Source organism: Aeromonas sp. MR7 (genome assembly GCF_963899385.1).
GTDB classification, from domain to species: domain Bacteria; phylum Pseudomonadota; class Gammaproteobacteria; order Enterobacterales; family Aeromonadaceae; genus Aeromonas; species Aeromonas bestiarum.
The window spans coordinates 20605-37203 of sequence record NZ_CAWQXH010000049.1 but is presented as its reverse complement, the minus strand read 5'-3'; the positions used below and the strand labels follow the sequence as shown (position 1 = coordinate 37203).

The 16599-nt window shown below is 62.7% G+C and carries 17 protein-coding genes and 1 pseudogene; 14 read left to right on the top strand and 4 right to left on the bottom strand.

Translation table 11 applies throughout. The features are described from left to right. Window positions 1-154: 154 nt before the first annotated feature. The 6 genes from AACW87_RS17670 to AACW87_RS17645 all read left to right on the top strand — a co-directional run bounded on the left by AACW87_RS17670 (window position 155) and on the right by AACW87_RS17645 (window position 6767). Window positions 155-2077, top strand: a complete 1923-nt coding sequence (locus tag AACW87_RS17670) for a PTS mannitol transporter subunit IICBA (protein WP_241325684.1) — start codon at window positions 155-157, stop codon at window positions 2075-2077. 37 nt (window positions 2078-2114) lie between these two features. Beyond that, on the top strand, window positions 2115-3260 hold the full coding sequence (locus tag AACW87_RS17665; protein WP_241325683.1) for a mannitol-1-phosphate 5-dehydrogenase: 1146 nt from the start codon (window positions 2115-2117) through the stop codon (window positions 3258-3260). A gap of 127 nt (window positions 3261-3387) precedes the next feature. After that, window positions 3388-3909 (top strand): MltR family transcriptional regulator, encoded by a 522-nt coding sequence (locus tag AACW87_RS17660; protein ID WP_042868891.1) that lies wholly within the window; start codon window positions 3388-3390, stop codon window positions 3907-3909. Between the two features lie 176 nt (window positions 3910-4085). Beyond that, entirely contained in the window at window positions 4086-5873 is a 1788-nt protein-coding gene (locus AACW87_RS17655) for a cation:proton antiporter (protein WP_241325682.1), read from the top strand. Then, window positions 5870-6454, top strand: coding sequence for a DNA-J related domain-containing protein (locus AACW87_RS17650; RefSeq protein ID WP_241325681.1), 585 nt, complete (start codon window positions 5870-5872; stop codon window positions 6452-6454). The genes AACW87_RS17655 and AACW87_RS17650 overlap by 4 nt, the downstream gene beginning before the upstream one ends. Before the next feature lie 64 nt (window positions 6455-6518). Further along, window positions 6519-6767, top strand: coding sequence for a hypothetical protein (locus AACW87_RS17645; protein ID WP_098980867.1), 249 nt, complete (start codon window positions 6519-6521; stop codon window positions 6765-6767). Between the two features lie 42 nt (window positions 6768-6809). Here the strand turns inward: AACW87_RS17645 and AACW87_RS17640 are convergent, their stop codons facing one another. Continuing rightward, window positions 6810-7328: a mechanosensitive ion channel domain-containing protein gene (locus tag AACW87_RS17640; protein ID WP_241325680.1), complete on the bottom strand. Its 519-nt coding sequence runs from the start codon at window positions 7326-7328 to the stop codon at window positions 6810-6812. A 9-nt stretch (window positions 7329-7337) separates the two neighbouring features. Beyond that, on the bottom strand, window positions 7338-8330 hold the full coding sequence (zntB, locus tag AACW87_RS17635) for a zinc transporter ZntB (RefSeq protein ID WP_103471681.1): 993 nt from the start codon (window positions 8328-8330) through the stop codon (window positions 7338-7340). 104 nt (window positions 8331-8434) lie between these two features. On the opposite strand from zntB, the gene AACW87_RS17630 reads away from it, so the two are divergent. From AACW87_RS17630 to AACW87_RS17615, 4 genes are all read left to right on the top strand, one after another. Beyond that, window positions 8435-8887: a YaiI/YqxD family protein gene (locus AACW87_RS17630; protein ID WP_042868879.1), complete on the top strand. Its 453-nt coding sequence runs from the start codon at window positions 8435-8437 to the stop codon at window positions 8885-8887. A 119-nt stretch (window positions 8888-9006) separates the two neighbouring features. Continuing rightward, complete coding sequence (locus AACW87_RS17625) at window positions 9007-9276, top strand: PepSY domain-containing protein (RefSeq protein ID WP_241325679.1); 270 nt, start codon at window positions 9007-9009, stop codon at window positions 9274-9276. A 48-nt stretch (window positions 9277-9324) separates the two neighbouring features. After that, the gene (locus AACW87_RS17620) at window positions 9325-9882 is read left to right on the top strand and encodes a cytochrome b/b6 domain-containing protein (protein WP_241325678.1); all 558 of its coding nucleotides are present in this window, start codon (window positions 9325-9327) and stop codon (window positions 9880-9882) included. Window positions 9883-9974: 92 nt separating this feature from the next. Then, window positions 9975-10475, top strand: a complete 501-nt coding sequence (locus AACW87_RS17615) for a metal-dependent hydrolase (RefSeq protein ID WP_241325677.1) — start codon at window positions 9975-9977, stop codon at window positions 10473-10475. 112 nt (window positions 10476-10587) lie between these two features. Here AACW87_RS17615 and AACW87_RS17610 read toward each other — a convergent pair whose 3' ends face one another. Then, window positions 10588-11793 carry a NupC/NupG family nucleoside CNT transporter gene (locus AACW87_RS17610; protein WP_043140518.1) on the bottom strand — a complete coding sequence of 402 codons (1206 nt, stop codon included), beginning with the start codon at window positions 11791-11793 and terminating at the stop codon, window positions 10588-10590. A gap of 563 nt (window positions 11794-12356) precedes the next feature. On the opposite strand from AACW87_RS17610, the gene dbpA reads away from it, so the two are divergent. The 3 genes and pseudogenes from dbpA to AACW87_RS17590 all read left to right on the top strand — a co-directional run. After that, entirely contained in the window at window positions 12357-13736 is a 1380-nt protein-coding gene (dbpA, locus tag AACW87_RS17605) for an ATP-dependent RNA helicase DbpA (RefSeq protein WP_043140516.1), read from the top strand. A 114-nt stretch (window positions 13737-13850) separates the two neighbouring features. Further along, on the top strand, window positions 13851-14141 hold the full coding sequence (locus tag AACW87_RS17600) for a YkgJ family cysteine cluster protein (protein WP_042868866.1): 291 nt from the start codon (window positions 13851-13853) through the stop codon (window positions 14139-14141). 175 nt (window positions 14142-14316) lie between these two features. Then, window positions 14317-14424: pseudogene (locus AACW87_RS17590) on the top strand (YkgJ family cysteine cluster protein); the annotation flags it as partial. On the opposite strand, the gene AACW87_RS17585 reads toward AACW87_RS17590, so the two are convergent. Continuing rightward, the gene (locus AACW87_RS17585) at window positions 14411-14824 is read right to left on the bottom strand and encodes a hypothetical protein (protein ID WP_241325676.1); all 414 of its coding nucleotides are present in this window, start codon (window positions 14822-14824) and stop codon (window positions 14411-14413) included. The pseudogene AACW87_RS17590 and the gene AACW87_RS17585 overlap by 14 nt on opposite strands. 277 nt (window positions 14825-15101) lie before the next feature. On the opposite strand from AACW87_RS17585, the gene AACW87_RS17580 reads away from it, so the two are divergent. Then, window positions 15102-16547, top strand: a complete 1446-nt coding sequence (locus tag AACW87_RS17580; protein WP_241325675.1) for a PepSY-associated TM helix domain-containing protein — start codon at window positions 15102-15104, stop codon at window positions 16545-16547. Window positions 16548-16599 lie beyond the last annotated feature (52 nt).

Sequence of the window (16599 nt, the reverse complement as noted above, 5' to 3'; positions counted from 1 at the left end):
TTTGAGAGGTGTGTCACAAGACACCCCGTTTTCAGCCTAATTTGATCACAAGCTGGTAGATTGAAGTTGCTTAGACGACTGGGATGGGGGTTCGGCAAAACCCGTCATCCCGACTACCACTTTTAATCAAACAGGCTTAAAACGGGGTCCCGACATGTTATCACCGGATACCAAAGTCAAGATACAGAATTTTGGACGCTTCCTGTCCAATATGGTCATGCCCAACATAGGCGCCTTCATCGCCTGGGGCTTCATTACCGCACTCTTCATCCCCACCGGCTGGCTGCCAAGCGAAACCTTGGCCAAGCTGGTCGGCCCCATGATCACCTACCTGCTGCCGCTGCTGATTGGCTATACCGGCGGCAAGCTGATGGGCGGTGAACGGGGCGGCGTAGTCGGTGCCATCACCACCATGGGCGTCATAGTGGGGACCGACATCCCCATGTTCATGGGTGCCATGATGGTCGGCCCGCTGGGTGGCTGGGCCATCAAGCGCTTCGACAAGGTGATGGAAGGCCGCGTCAAGAGCGGCTTCGAGATGCTGGTCAACAACTTCTCCGCCGGCCTCATCGGCATGCTGCTGGCGATCCTCGCCTTCTTCGTGATCGGCCCCTTCGTCAAGGTACTCTCCGGCGTGCTGGCCGGTGGCGTTGGCTTCCTGGTGGACAACAACCTGCTACCGCTCACCTCCATCTTCGTCGAACCGGCCAAGATCCTGTTCCTCAACAACGCCATCAACCACGGCATCTTCTCGCCGCTGGGGATCCAGCAGGCGACCGAGCATGGCCGCTCCATCTTCTTCCTGATCGAAGCGAACCCGGGTCCGGGCATGGGCGTGCTGCTGGCCTACATGGTGTTCGGTCGCGGTGCCGCCAAGCAGTCCGCCGCCGGTGCCTCCATCATTCACTTCTTCGGCGGCATCCACGAGATCTACTTCCCGTATGTGCTGATGAACCCGCGCCTCATACTGGCGGCGATCGCCGGCGGCATGACAGGGGTCTTCACCCTGACCCTGTTCAACGCAGGACTGGTCTCCCCCGCCTCACCGGGCTCCATCTTCGCCGTGCTGTTGATGACACCGAAAGCCTCCCTCATCGGGGTGCTGCTCTCCATCGTCGCTTCCACCACCGTCTCCTTCCTGGTCGCCGCCGTGTTCGTGCGTGCCCAGCAGCCGGAAGCCGACGAGGCCGATGCCCTCGGTGAAGCCACCCGCAAGATGAAAGCCATGAAGGGCGCCAAGCCCGAGACCGCAGCAGCCAAGAAGCCGGGCGGTGAACTGATGGCGGTGCGCAACATAGTCGTCGCCTGCGATGCGGGCATGGGATCCAGCGCCATGGGCGCCGGCCTGCTGCGCAAGCGGGTGCAGGCCGCCGGCCTCGACATCAGCGTCACCAACCGCGCCATCGATCAGCTCGACGATCAGGTGGACTGGGTCATCACCCACAAGGATCTGACCGAGCGGGCCCGTCGCCATGCGCCGAATGCCCACCACATCTCGCTCACCAACTTCCTCGACAACGGCCTCTATCAGGAGCTGGTGCAGAGCCTGACCCAGGCCGCCAACGATGACGTCGCCCACCCGCAGCTGCTGGTGGCGGCCAACGACGACCACTACGAGCCGCAAGCCAGCGAAGTGTTCACCCTGAGTCGTCAGGACGTGCACCTGGGGCTCAAGGCCGACAACAAGGAGGCCGCCATCCGGGCTGCCGGCAAGCTGCTGGCAGAACGGGGCTACGTGGCGCCCGACTACGTCAACGCCATGCTGGAGCGCGAGCAGCTGGTCTCCACCTACCTCGGCGAGTCCATCGCCGTGCCCCACGGCACCATAGCCGCCAAGGAGTTCGTGAAGCGTACCGGCATCGTCATCTGCCAGTATCCGGCCGGGGTCGCCTTCGGCGAGGCGGCCGATGAAGTGGCACGACTGGTGATCGGCATCGCCGCCCGCAACGACGAACACATGCAGGTGATAACCCGCCTGACCAATGCCCTGGATGAACCCGGTCTCATCGACCGGCTGGCCAGCACCCAGGATCCCCAGGAGTTTCTGGATCTGCTGGGTGCCGAACAGGCTGCGTAATCGTCCTTCATCGTCTTTGGTTGTAGAGGTTAATATCATGAAAACATTGCATTTTGGTGCCGGCAACATAGGTCGTGGCTTCATTGGAAAACTGCTGGCGGACGCCAGCCACCAGGTCACCTTCGCCGACGTCAACGAGACCCTGATCGATCAGCTCAACCACCGCCAGGAGTACAAGGTGCACGTGGTGGGGGCGGATCAGAAACTGGACGTGGTGCGCAACGTGGCGGCGGTCAGCTCCGCCGGCCACGAGGTGATCGCACGCATCATCACCGCCGATCTGGTCACCACAGCGGTCGGCCCCAACATTCTGGACAAGATTGCCAGCACCCTGGCCAAGGGGCTGCAGGCCCGCTTCGATGCCGGCAACCTGACGCCGCTCAACGTCATCGCCTGCGAGAACATGGTGCGTGGCACCAGCCATCTCAAGCAGGAGGTACTCAAGTTCCTGCCGGTCGCGTATCATGCCACGCTCGAATCCTGCGTCGGCTTCGTCGACTCGGCGGTGGATCGCATAGTGCCACCGGCGGCGGCCAACGACGATCCGCTGGAAGTGACGGTGGAGAGCTTTAGCGAGTGGATCGTCGATCAGACCCAGTTCAAGGGCGAACTGCCACAGGTGGCGGGCATGGAGCCTACCGACAACCTGATGGCCTTCGTCGAGCGCAAGCTGTTCACCCTCAACACCGGCCACATAGTCACCGCTTACCTCGGCAAGTTGCGGGGCTATAGCACCGTGCGCGAGGCGATTGAAGATCCTGTTATCCGCAGCAAGGTGCGCCGCGCCATGGAGGAGAGCGGAGCCGTACTGGTGAAGCGTTACGGCTTCGATCCCCGTCTGCACGCCGCCTATATCGAGAAGATCCTGGCCCGCTTCGCCAACCCCTATCTGGTGGACGAGATTGACCGGGTCGGCCGTCAACCGCTGCGCAAGCTGGCGGCGGGGGATCGGCTGGTGAAGCCGCTGCTTGGCACCCTGGAGTACGGCCTGCCGAGCGATCACCTGCAAGAGGGGATAGCCGCGGCGCTGCACTATCACAATGCCGATGACCCCCAGGCGGTGGAGCTGCAGAGCCTGCTGGCAGAGCTTGGCCCGGCCCAGGCCCTGGCCCGGGTGACAGGCCTTGCCGCCGACAGCGAGATAGTGCGTGCCATCGTCGCCCGTTACGACACCTTGAAGTGACCCTGATGGGGCGCACTCACCGCCAAGCAGCCGCATCAACCGGTTGAATGGCATGGGAATTCGCCCCATATGATAAAAACCGGGAGAGAGGCACTCTCTCTCCCTGTCAGCTGGACCCTAAGCACCTATGACCACACACCAGGAAGATGAAGTACTGGAACGACTGAACGAGCAGGATGGCCCCCGCGGCTTCTTTCTCGAAGTCGTGACCATCCTGGAAGAGGCGGTCGACTCCCTGATGCGGCGCGCGTTCCGCCAGGAGGAGTATGCCGTCAAATACGCCATCGAACCCCTGCTCAACCAGAGCGGCCCCCTCGGCCAGCTGGAGGTGCGCCTCAAGCTCATCTTCGCCCTCGGTCTCATCTCCCTCGAGCGCTATCAGGATCTGGAAGCCTACCTGAAGATCCGCGATTTTCTGGTGCGCGACCCCAAGGATTACCGCTTCAGCGACAAGCCGATCCGCGATCTGCTGAATCGTCTGCACGGTCTCAACCAGGGCAGCATGATGCCGCAGGATCCCCCGGCCAACGAGGAAGACTGGCCCTTCTACCAGATGCAGCTCAACCGGCTCGATCAGGTGGTGCGCTCGGCGCTGGTGCTGGCGGTGGCCGACTGCGTCACCGATCTCCACAAAGAGAGCCCCATCTAATCCGGCTGGTGACGTCAGCTCGGCAGCCTCCCCTTGCCCACCCCTTCTTCCCGACGGCCATGACGCCGGCTGTCGCGCCCATCCCCTCCGCCCTTGCTCGCGCCGCCACCGGGTGTCAATCTGACCAGCTTCCCCGCTACACTTCCCCCTAGTCCATTAGCTGAGTCGAGGTCTGCATGACTGCTCTCTCCCTGGCCGGGATCGCCCTGGTCTCAGTGCTGGCCCAGTGGCTCGCCTGGTCGCTGCGGGTGCCCGCCATCCTGTTTCTGCTGCTCACAGGCCTGACCCTGGGCCCGGTCAGCGGCCTGCTCGACCCCGATGCCCTGCTCGGCGAGCTGCTGTTTCCGCTGGTCTCCCTGTCGGTGGCCATCATACTGTTCGAAGGGGCCCTGACCCTGCACCTGGCCGAGCTCAAGGGGATCGGCAAGGTGGTGCGCAACCTCTGCTCGGTGGGCATGCTGGCCAGCTTCGCCGTCATCGGCAGCGCCAGCTACTTCCTGCTGGGGCTGGACTGGCGGGTCGCCATGCTGCTCGGCGCCGTGCTGGTGGTGACGGGGCCGACCGTGGTCGCCCCCATGCTCAACGTGATCCGCCCCACCCGGGAGGTGGACCGCATCCTGCGCTGGGAAGGGATAGTCATAGACCCCATCGGTGCCCTGTTCGCCGTGCTGGTGTTCGAGGCGGTGCGCCTCGGCAGTCAGGGGGATCTCATCAGCCACACCCTGCTGGCACTGGCAAAAACTGTGGGGGTCGGCGCCCTGATCGGGGTGGTCGCCGGCTGGCTCACCACACTGCTGATCCGCAAGGACTGGCTGCCGGTCAGCCTGCACAAGTTCGGGGTGCTGGCGCTGGTGCTGGTCACCTTCAGCCTCTCCAACTGGCTCAGCCACGAATCCGGCCTGCTGGCGGTCACCGTATTCGGCATCTGGCTCGCCAACCAGGAGGGGCTGGATCTGGAGGAGGTGCTGGCCTTCAAGGAGGATCTCGCCGTCATCCTCATCTCCTCCCTGTTCATCCTGCTGGCGGCCCGCCTCGATCTGGCCCAGCTCTGGCAGCTCGGCCCCATGGTGCTGGCGCTGCTGTGCGTGGTGCAGTTCGTGGCACGCCCGCTCTGCATCCTGGTCTCGACCTGGGGCTCGGATCTCTCCTGGCGAGCCCGCGCCCTGCTCAGCTGGATAGCGCCGCGGGGCATAGTGGCGGCGGCGGTCAGCGCCTCCTTCGCCATCAGCCTGCATCAGGCCGATATTCCCGATGCGGACAAGCTGGTGCCGCTGGTGTTCGCGGTGATCATCTCCACGGTGGTGCTGCAGAGCCTCACCTCGGCGCCGCTGGCGGGCCTGCTCAAGATGCGCCAGAGCGCACCCAACACCTGGCTCATCATAGGGGCAAACTCGGTGGCGCGGGCCATAGGCTGGGCGCTGGCGGAGCAGGGGGTGCCGGTGCAGCTCTGCGACCCAGCCTGGGAGTTCTGCCGCCAGGCTCGCATGAGCAACCTGCCCTGCTACTTCGGCAACCCCCAGTCCGAACATGCCGAGCTGCACCTGCCGCTCACCAGCATCAGCACAGTGCTGGCGCTCTCCCCCAACCGTCACAACAACGCCCTCGGCGTGCTGCACTTCGCTCATCTCTATGGCGAGGAGAAGGTCTACTCCCTGCGCTCCAGCGAACAGCACGGCAAGGCGAACCGGGAGAGCGCCACCTTCCGCGCCCGCCAGAACCTGTTCGGTCCCGAGGTCAACTATGCCCGCCTGAGCGGTCTGCTGAGCCGGGGCGGCCAGATCAAGGCGACCCGCCTGAGCGAGGCGTTTGACTGGGCGCAATACCAGACGGCCAATCCCGGTGCCATCCCGCTGTTCGTGCTGGATGGCAAGGCCAGGCCCCGCATAGTCACAGGTCCTGTCACGCCGCTGGCGGGGGAGCTGCTGATCGCCCTGCAACCGCCCAAGGAGACAGCCAGCTCATGAGCGAGACGTCGCACCACCACAATCCGCTGCTCGCACCGCTGCTGGCCCTGCTGCAACAGGCCAGGGGTGGCTACAAGGTACATGAGCTGCTGGCCGCCCTGCGCCGGCAGGGGGCGGTTCCGACGTTGGCGGAGGATGAGCAGCTGCAGCTGTTTCGGGTCAACTTCCTCATCATGAACGCCCTCTACCAGCTGCAGGCCGAGCTCCATGACGAGGGCTGGTGGCTGGTGATCAGTACCCTGGATATCCGGCTCGAACCCCTTGCCGGGGCAACAGATACTCGCCAGAGGCTGGCCCTCGGCCAGCCGCTGCGCAGTTACTACCTGGACTGGCGGGTGTTCTGGCAGACAGACAGGGAGGAGGTGGAGGCCCTGCTCACCCGTTTCTGGCTCGCTTATGACGGAACGGGGCACAGGGCGGAGGCGCTGGCCCTGTTCGAGCTGACCGCAGATGCCAGCCAGGAGACAGTACGCCGCCGCTGGCGGGAGCTGGCGCTGCAACACCACCCGGATCGGGGTGGCGATGCCGAGACCTTCATCCGCATTCGCTGGGCCTGGGAGTGCCTGAACACAGCCAAATGAGCCGGGCCGCCCCCTGCCCCAGCCACTAGACTTGAAGAGGCGCCAAGAGTCACAGGAGGACGTCATGACAGTCAGTGAACTTCGCCTGCTTTACCAACAGCAAGCCTTCAAGGAAGCCGAGATCCTGCAGGATGCCATACTGCCGGGCTGGATCGTGGAGTTCAGGGGTCAGGATGGCAGGTTGTACGAGCTGACAGACACCCTGGGTTGCCCCCGCTATTTCGGCTCGATCGAGGAGGCCCGCCAGCACGTGCATCTGGTGGCGGACTGCCCGATCCAGGTCGAGCATCTCTACCGCTTCTTCGAACGCTGAGTGGCATTCAGGATCAAGAAAGGCTCCCGAGGGAGCCTTTTCTCATTCCGGTTGCAGCGGTTCCGACCCTTTTCCCTCCAGCCGCCTGACCGGTTTTTGCAGGATCAGGTTGGCCGGATAGGTGACCAGATCGCCGTTGTCATCGCGCACCCTCAGGTAGAACAGACCTATCTCGGTAATGACGCCGGTGACGGAATCATCCTTGTCGAGGATGCGGATCCGGTCGCCAATCTTGTAGGGGAAGGCGAAGAAGATGGTGATGCTGGCGGTGATGTTGGAGAGGATCGACCACTGCGCCACCATGGCGACACCAAGCACGGCGAAGAAGGAGGAGGCGAGCACCACCAGCCGGGAGAAGTCGAGCCCCCACACCCCGGCCAGGATCAGCAGGGTGGCGCAGCCGAGCAGGAAGTGGAACACGTGCTCCACGTAGAGCACCCGGTTCTCGCTCACCTGCCGGCTCTGGGCCAGCGCCAGCAGACTCTTGTGAATGAGGCTGCGGATCAGGGTGTGGCCCAGCAACAGCAGCAGGGTCACGCCAAAAGATTGCCACATGGTCATGACGGCTCCTTACCACCAGCGTCTGTGTTTGAGCCAGACGGCCAGTCCGGTGGCCAGTGCCACCAGGGAGCCGCAGAAGACCCAGAAGGCGGTCGGGCTCTCGGCCCCCGGGATCCCCCCCAGGTTGATGCCAAACAGGCCGGTCAGGAAACTGGCGGGCAGAAACAGCAGCGCCATCACCGACATCTGGTAGGCCCGGCGATTGGTCGCCTCCGCCATCAGGTTGTTGATCTCGTCCGCCAGCACGGCGGTGCGCGCCACCCCGGCATCCAGATCATCCAGCCAGCGCCGCAACCGGTCGGCGATATCGAGCAGGCGGCGCCTGTCATCCTCGTCCAGCCAGCTGATCTTCTCGTTGGCGAGCCGAGCCACCAGATCCCGCTGGGGGGAGAGGTAGCGGCGGATCATGATGAGCTGCTTGCGGATCAGCGCCAGCCTGCCGTTGGCGGGCAGGTCGCGCATCAGCACCATCTCCTCCAGATCCAGGATCTTATCGTGCAACTCCTCGACAAACTCTCCCGCCCTGTCGGTCAGGGCGTCACAGATCTCCACCAGCCAGTCGGCCGGGGTATCGGCACCGCCCCCCAGTTTCAGCTGGCCATACACATCCTGCTCCGACAACAAGGCGCGACGACGGCTGCTGATGATGAGATCCGGGGTGATATAGATGCGCAGCGCCACCATCTCTTCGGGCCTGTGATCCTTGTTGTGGTTGATGCCGCGCAGGATCAGCAGCACGGTTTCCCCCATCCGCACCAGCTTGGGCCTGTTGCTCTGGCCGAGCAGGGACTCGCGCGCCGCGTCATTGAGCAGCGGGGTCTGCAGCAGCCAGCGGGCCGCTTCCGGATTGCCGTAATCCAGATGCAACCAGCCGGGTTTATCCCCCGGTATCTCGCTCCCCGCCGCCAGCGGCTGCATGCCGCCCTTGCCATCCAGGGTCAGGCCATAAATCACGTCACTGGGCACCCGATCCATCTGCTCGTCCTTTTCGTTCCGATTCATCGGCCCAGCTTACACGAAAGCCGGGCCTGACTCAGCCCCGGGGCAGCCGACCCACGCCGGCCATGTTAAGATGCGGCCTCATTTCAGACACAGGAAGCCATGCCATGCCCATCTGGGTCGATGCCGATGCCTGCCCCCTCCCGGTCAAGGAGATCCTCTACCGCGCCGCCCACCGCGCCCAGGTCGTCACCACGCTGGTGGCCAATCAGGGGCTGCGCGTCCCCCCCTCCCCCTTCATCAAGACCCAGCAGGTGGAGAAGGGATTCGATGTGGCGGATCATGTGATCGCCCAGCAGGTCACGCCGGGGGATCTGGTGATCACCGGCGACATACCGCTCGCCTCCTGGGTGATAGATGCCGGTGGCGAGGCGCTCAACCCCCGCGGCGAGATCTACACCCGCGAGACCATCCAGGCGCGGCTCGGCATGCGCAACTTCATGGAGGAGCTGCGCTCGGCCGGGGTGCAGACCGGCGGCCCGGCGCCCTTCAACGCCGCCGACAAGCAGCGCTTCGCCAACGCCCTCGACAAGTGGCTGCTCAAGGGCAAGCTGAGCTGATTGCCGCCTCCCCGGCATCCGGCCGGGGATATTCATTCCTACCTCCTTGTGCTTAATTTTTCCTTAAGTTTGGTGCCCTAACCTTGTGGCTGTTTCACACCCACCCGCAAGGAGCACACATGAAACTGACCCCTCTATTGTTACTGATCCCCCTGTTCAGCGGCGCCGTTCTGGCCGATCCCCAGTGTACCCAGACCGACAAGAGCCAATGGCTGAGCGAGGCGGATGCCCAGCAGAAGATCAAGGCGATGGGCTACGACATCAAGAAGTTCAAGGTGACCAAGACCCACTGCTACGAGATATACGGTTGGGACAAGGACAAGCGCAAGGTCGAGATCTACTTCGACCCGACAGATCTGAAGAAAGTGAAAGAAGAGATAGACGAATAACCGAGCCATGGGCCGGTCTGTCGCCGGCCCCCTTGATGGAGCCTTGCCATGTCAACCCCGTCTGAAGTGAAAGTCTGGGATCCCCTCATCCGGGTGTTTCACTGGGCAACCGTGATCCTCTGCCTGCTCAACTTCTTCGTACTGGAAGAGGGCAGCAAGAACCACAGATACGTCGGCTATACCCTGGCAGCCCTGCTGCTGATCCGGCTGCTGTGGGGACTGGTCGGCCCCCATTACGCCCGCTTCGGCCAGTGGTGGCCAACGCCGGCCCGCATTCGTTACTACCTGCGCCAGCTGGCACAGGGCCGCCACCCCTATTATCTCGGCCACAACCCGCTCGGCGCCCTGATGATCTGGCTGTTGCTGCTGTCGCTGGTCGGCACCCTGGCCACCGGCTGGTTCACCACCTGGGATGCCTTCTGGGGTGAAGAGTGGATGGAAGAGCTGCACGGGGTCGTCGCCAACACCCTGATGGCCGCCGTCGGTGTCCATGCCGCCGTGGTGATCCTGACCGACCGCCTCACCCGCAGCGATCTGCTGCGCGCCATGGTGCTGGGCAAAAAACGGGTGCCCGCCGATGCCAAGGTGGAAGATCCGCGCAGTTAATGACCGGGCCGGTCCGCCGGCCCCGGTTTTTTGCTGCAATGGCCCGCGACACTGGTAAGATGCGCCGCCATTTCTCCATGCCGTAAGCCACCATGACAGCCCAAGGGCACCTGCTGTTTTCCGTCACCTGCACCCTGCTCGCCCACAAGTTCCAGCTCACGCCGGCCCTGGCCGATGCCAGTCTGTGGCAGACCATACCCGCCGCGCTGGCCAGCGCCCTGCTGCCGGATCTCGACCACCCCAAGTCCGTGCTGGGTCAGCGGCTGCCCTGGATCTCCAAGCCATTGTCGCGGCTGTTCGGTCATCGCGGCTTCACCCACAGCCTGCTGGCGGTGGCCGTGGCCGTGTGGGGGCTGGATCAGAGCCTGGTGCCCGAACTGCTGCCCGCCGGGGTCAAGGATGCGCTCATTATCGGCTACCTCAGCCACCTGCTGGGAGACTGGCTCACCCCCGCTGGCATACCGCTGTTCTGGCCGCTCAAGCGGCGCTACCGGCTGCCGGGCTGGCCGCTCAAGAGCGGCGGGGCCGTCGAGACCGGCTTTTGCACCCTCACCCTGCTGGCCGCCGGTTACTGGAACCACTGGGCCGGTTGAGCGGGCCCAGACCCGACGCGACTGCGGATTGGCCGGAAGCTCTTTTGCTCCCCTGAAAAAAACAAACCCCTGCCGAGGCAGGGGTTTGTCATGGTGAGAGCGAGTGGATGAGTTACAGCATCACACCGGCAATCACGGCGGAGAGCAGGCTCACCAGGGTAGAACCGTACACCAGCTTCAGACCGAAGCGGGAGACCATGTTGCCCTTCTCTTCGTTCAGCGCTTTTACCGCACCGGCGATGATGCCGATGGAGCTGAAGTTGGCGAACGACACCATGAAGATGGAGAGGATGCCGACGGTGCGCGGGGAGAGCTCGGCAGCGATCTTGCCCAAGTCCATCATGGCCACGAACTCGTTGGTCACCAGCTTGGTCGCCATGATGGAACCGGCTTGCAGGGCTTCACCACCCGGGATACCCAGGATCCAGGCGATCGGGTAGAAGAGGTAGCCCATGACGTACTGGAAGTTGACGCCAAACGCCAGCTCGAACAGGTAGTTGACCAGGGCGATCAGGGCGATGAAGCCCACCAGCATGGCAGCCACGATAACGGCCACGGAGAAACCGGCCATGATGTACTCGCCCAGCATCTCGAAGAAGTTCTCTTTCTTCGGGGTGTGGTGCTCGTCGCCCTCGGCGATGGCTTTCAGGTCGGTGACAGAGTTGTCCGGCTCATACGGGTTGATCAGGGACAGCACTATGAAGGTGCTGAACATGTTGAGCACCAGCGCGGCCACCACGTAACGCGGCTCGATCAGCTGCATGTAGGCACCGACGATGGACATGGAGACGGTGGACATGGCGGTCGCCGCCAGGGTGTACATCTGCTTCTCGTTCAGGTGCGGCAGTGTGTTCTTGAGTGCGATGAAGTTCTCGGACTGGCCGACGATCATGGAGCTGATGGCGTTGAAGGATTCCAGCTTGCCCATGCCGTTGATCTTGGCCAGCACGGTGCCGATGCCACGAATGACGATGGGCAGCAGACGGATGTACTGCAGAATACCGATCAGCACGGAGATGAAGACGATGGGCATCAACACCATCAGGAAGAAGGAGAAGGCCCCTTCGTTGACCAGGCCACCGAACACGAAGTCGGTACCCTGTTTGGCAAACTCCATCAACTTGGTGAAGCCGGCTGCGAAGCCACCCACCACCGCCAGACCCACTTCGGAGTTCAGCATGAACCAGGCCAGCGCCAGTTCGACCACCAGCAGTTGGCCGATATAGCGCAGTTTGATCTGTTTCCAGTTGTGGCGGTTAGCCAGCAAAGCAAGAGCGAGGACCATCACGAGTCCGAGCACAAAGTGAACGTATTCCATACCAGTAGCACCTGAGTGAATTGTTATTTTTGACCGGCGCCATCATAGACATTTGCATATTTAAAAATCAGATAGCCATCACAATCTGCGGTAAAAATATGCATGTTGGATAATACAAACGTTTTTAAATTAATTAAACGCTCATTGCGGCATCTAATCATTGTTCAATAAATATAAAAATAGATAATAAACAGCCAGTTACAAATAAACATCTCAACCAGAAAGACCTATCACAACACAATATCAACATCTGCTTAAAACGCTGGCCGCCCCGTCGTAGCGGTCAGGTTAAATTTGAGACAAAAATATTTAATCAAACCAGAGTGACAAACGTTTATCTTATGTGCGATGAACGACGCCGGCTTAGTCGCGCTATTTTTGACGCTGTTTTGCATTCTGTTCCGTGCACACAAACGGGAAAGCGTCCGCTTTTTATTGCACGCGCCTCACCAGGCTCCTTTGCTCAGGCGTTCAAAAATCCGCCACACCCGAGGCCGCATTCTGGTACAATGCGCGGCCTTAGCGTTAGCGCATCCCCGTTTTCTCCGAAATAGAGTCCTTTTGTGAACAACAGCGAATTTAGCAGCCTCAACCTCTCCCCCGCCCTGCTGGAAAACCTCGCCAGTCTGGGTTATCTGCAGATGACCCCGATCCAGGCCCAGAGCCTGCCCCTGGTGCTCGATGGCAAGGATCTGATCGCCAAGGCAAAAACCGGCAGCGGCAAGACGGCCGCCTTCGCCTTGGGTCTGCTCTCCCGGCTCAACGTCAACCGTGTCGACGTGCAGGCGCTGGTGCTCTGCCCGACCCGCGAACTGGCGGATCAGGTGGCCCAGGAGATCCGTCGTCTGGCCCGCGCCCTGCCGAACGTCAAGCTGGTGACCCTGTGTGGTGGCACCCCGACCGCACCTCAGTCCGCCACTCTGGGCTTCGGTGCCCACATAGCCGTCGGCACCCCTGGCCGCATTCTCAAGCACCTGGAACAGGGCACCCTGGAGCTGTCCAGCCTGGAGACGCTGGTGCTGGACGAAGCGGATCGCATGCTGGACATGGGCTTTGGCGAAGACATCAATAAAGTCATCAGCCATGCGCCCGAGCGCCGCCAGACCCTGCTCTTCTCCGCCACCTATCCGGAGGGCATAGCCCAGATGAGCCGCGGCGTGCAGCGCAACCCGGTCGAGGTGAGCGTGGAATCCCTGCACGAAGGCAGCGCCATCGAACAGAAGCTGTATGAAGTGCCGGCCGGCCAACGCCTCGATGCCCTGACCTGGCTGCTGAGCCACTACCAGCCAAGCTCCTGCGTGGTGTTCTGCAACACCAAGCGGGCCTGCAACGACGTGGCTGACCATCTGGCCGCCAAGGGCTTCTCGGCGCTGGCGCTGAACGGCGATCTGGAACAGCGCGAGCGGGATCAGGTACTGGTGCGCTTCGCCAACGGCAGCGCCACCATACTGGTCGCCACCGACGTGGCCGCCCGTGGTCTGGACATCAAGGAGCTGGGCGCCGTCATCAACTTCGAGCTGACCTATGACCCCGAGGTGCACGTGCATCGCATCGGTCGTACCGGTCGCGCCGGCCAGCAGGGTCTGGCCCTGAGCCTGTATCAGCCGAACGAGGCCCAGCGCGTCAACTTTATCGAGGAGTACCAGCAGGCTCCCATCCCGCAAGGGGATCTGGCCGAGATTGGCCGCGAGATCAAACCGATCGCGCCGCTGATGGCCACCCTCTCCATCGATGCGGGCCGCAAGACCAAGGTGCGCGCCGGTGACATCCTGGGCGCCCTGACCGGCGAAGGCGGCATTGCCGGGGCCGATGTTGGCAAGATCCAGATCTCCGAGCAGTACTCCTACGTGGCGGTGAAGCGCAGCGTGGCAAGCGCCGCCCTCAAGCGGTTGCAGGAAGGCAAGATCAAGGGGCGCACCTACCGCGCCCGCAAACTGGGTTAACGATGCAGCCGGGCGGCGCAGCTGCCCGACTCGTCACGAACCACAGCACGGGCGCCTTTGCAGGCGCCTGTTTTTTATCGCACATGTGCCATTCCCATGGCATGGACAACACAGATGAACAGAGAACCCCAAGCCGACGTCAGCTGCCAGAACTGCGAAGCCTGCTGCTGCCGCCTCGAAGTCATGCTGTTTACCGATACCGGCGTGCCGGATCGCTACGTGGACGAGATAGAGGGACAGGTGCCCGTGATGCACCGGCTGGAAGATGGCTGGTGTGCGGCGCTGGATCGCAACACCATGATGTGCCGCATCTACGAGGTACGCCCTTTAATCTGTCGCGAGTTCGAGATGGGCGAACCCGACTGCATCGATGAACGGGACAAGTGGTTTATCAACCTGAGTTAACCAAGGGATAGCAAGCGGTGCTGGATCGCCCCTCTATGATGTGCCGCATCTACGAGGTACGCCCTTTAATCTGCCGTGAATTCGAGATGGGCGAGCCCGACTGCATCGACGAGCGGGACAAGTGGTTTATCACGCGGAATTGAATACGACATTCGGTGCTGGATCGCCCCTCTTCATGATGTGCCGCATCCATGAGGTGCGCCCGCTGATCTGCCGCGAGTTCGAGATGGGCGAGCCCGACTGTATCGACGAGCGGGACACATGGTTTATCACGCAGGAGTGAGCGGAACCGGATCGGCGGCCAGCCGCTGCTCCAGCCAGCACAGTGCCTCGTCGGTCTGCTCGAAGTAGCGGATCGCCTGAAATGGCAGCTCGCTGAAGATCTGATCGGCCAGGTATTGCTTGAAGCTCCCTGCCAGCACCACCGCCAGAAAGGCGCAGCCATTGACGGCGCACCAGCCGAACTGGCGACGAAAGCGGGCAAGCACCTCGGGTCCTGCCGCCTCAAACTCGGTCGCCACCTCGACGATCCCCCAGGGCGCATCGCTCAATTCCGCTATCTGCCGGCTGAAGGCGGCCTCATAGGCCATGGCCCCCGCCAGGTTGAAGGGGCCGCTCGGCTGACAGATCAGCACCTGTCCTCGCCGCTGCATCTCAAAATGGCCGTGTGGTTGCAACTTCACGCCAGTCTCCTTCCTTGGATCCTTTCCCACTGCACCAAAACGGTGGCATGTTGCAACAAGGTAAGGATTTATCTACACAAAGTCCATGCCACCACGCATGGCCAAACCCTTGTCCCACCGCCAGCCAGCCCCTTGCCGGCACAGATGCTCAGGCAATATGGAGCGGCTTCCCCTCCCGTCATGTTCTGTTGCAGTTAACAAAACGTTGCTGCTATCATCCGCGCCGCCATGAACATTCCACCAGCGGAAACGTTGGTCATCAACGCAAGGATCAGAGATGAAAAACCGGGACTCGAGTCACTACCAGCGGATCTGGCGCTGGCACTTCTACGCCGGCCTCTTCGTCGCCCCCTTCCTGATCCTGCTCTCCCTCACCGGCATTGTGTACCTGTTCAAGCCCCAGCTCGACAATCTCATGTATCCCGAGCTGATGAAGGTGACGCCTGCCAGCCAGTCCCTGAGCGCCGATCAGTTGCTGGTCAAGGCGATGGTGACCATGCCGGACGCCAGCCTGAGCAAGTACCTGCCGCCGGTCAGCCCGGATGCCAGCGCCCAGTTCATCGTCCGCCAGGGGGGTCGCGAGCTGACCCTGTTCCTCGATCCCGCCAGCGGCGCCCTGCTCGGTACCCTGGACAACCAATGGAATCTGCAGGCGGTGGCCCGCGCCCTGCACGCCGAGCTGCTGCTCGGCACCACAGGGGATAGATTGATCGAGCTGGCCGCCGGCTGGGGAATAGTGCTGCTCGTCAGCGGCCTCTATCTGTGGTGGCCACGCAAGGGGCCCGGCGTGGGCGGCATCCTCTGGCCCAGAATGAACCAGCGTGGACGCCTCTGGTGGCGGGATCTGCACGCCGTGGTCGGCTTCTGGGGCGCGGGCTTCCTGCTGCTGTTGCTGCTGAGCGGCATGACCTGGACCGGTTTCTGGGGCGATCAGTTCGCCAACGTCTGGAACCGCTTCCCCGCCGCCATGTGGAATCAGGTGCCCGCATCCGCACCGCTTGCCCGCAGCCTGAACCAGGCCCACGCTCAAACTGTGCCCTGGGCGATGGAGAGCACCCCCATGCCGAGCTCGATCACGCCCGATGAGATGGGCTCCATGGCGATGGCAGACACGGCCATGCCGCAGAGTGCGGAAGGCCACGATCATAGCGCCATGAACCATGGCGGGGAACACGAGGGGATGGTGATGGCCGAGCACCGCATCCCGCTGCAGCAGGTGGTGGAGATTGCCAACGAACGCCGGGTCACCCCGGGCTACAGCATCACGCCGCCGGCCGGCAAGAGCGGCGTCTACACCATAGCCCTGTTCGCCGATGATCCGCGCAACGATGCCACCCTGCACATAGATCAGTACAGCGGCAAGGTGCTGGCCGACGTGCGCTGGCAGGATTACGGCCTGGTCGCCAAGACGGTGGAAACCGGCGTCATGCTGCACACCGGCAAGCTCTACGGCTGGCCCCATCAGCTGGCCATGCTGCTCATCTGTCTGATGGTGTTGCTGAGCGCCGTAAGCGGCCTCTGGATCTGGTGGAGCCGCCGTCCGCAGGGCCGTCTCGCGGCGCCGCCGCTGCCGGCCAAACTGCCCCCCATGCGCGGCGCCATCGCCGTGCTGGTGCTGCTCGGCATCTGCTTCCCGCTGGTGGGCGCCTCCATGGTCGTCATCTGGCTGCTGGACAGCCTGATCTTCTCCCGCCGTGCGGCTGGACTGACGCAAGCCGGCTGAGACCGCTCGCCCGCCGTGGCGGCAAACAAGAAGGGCTCCTCATCAGGAGCCC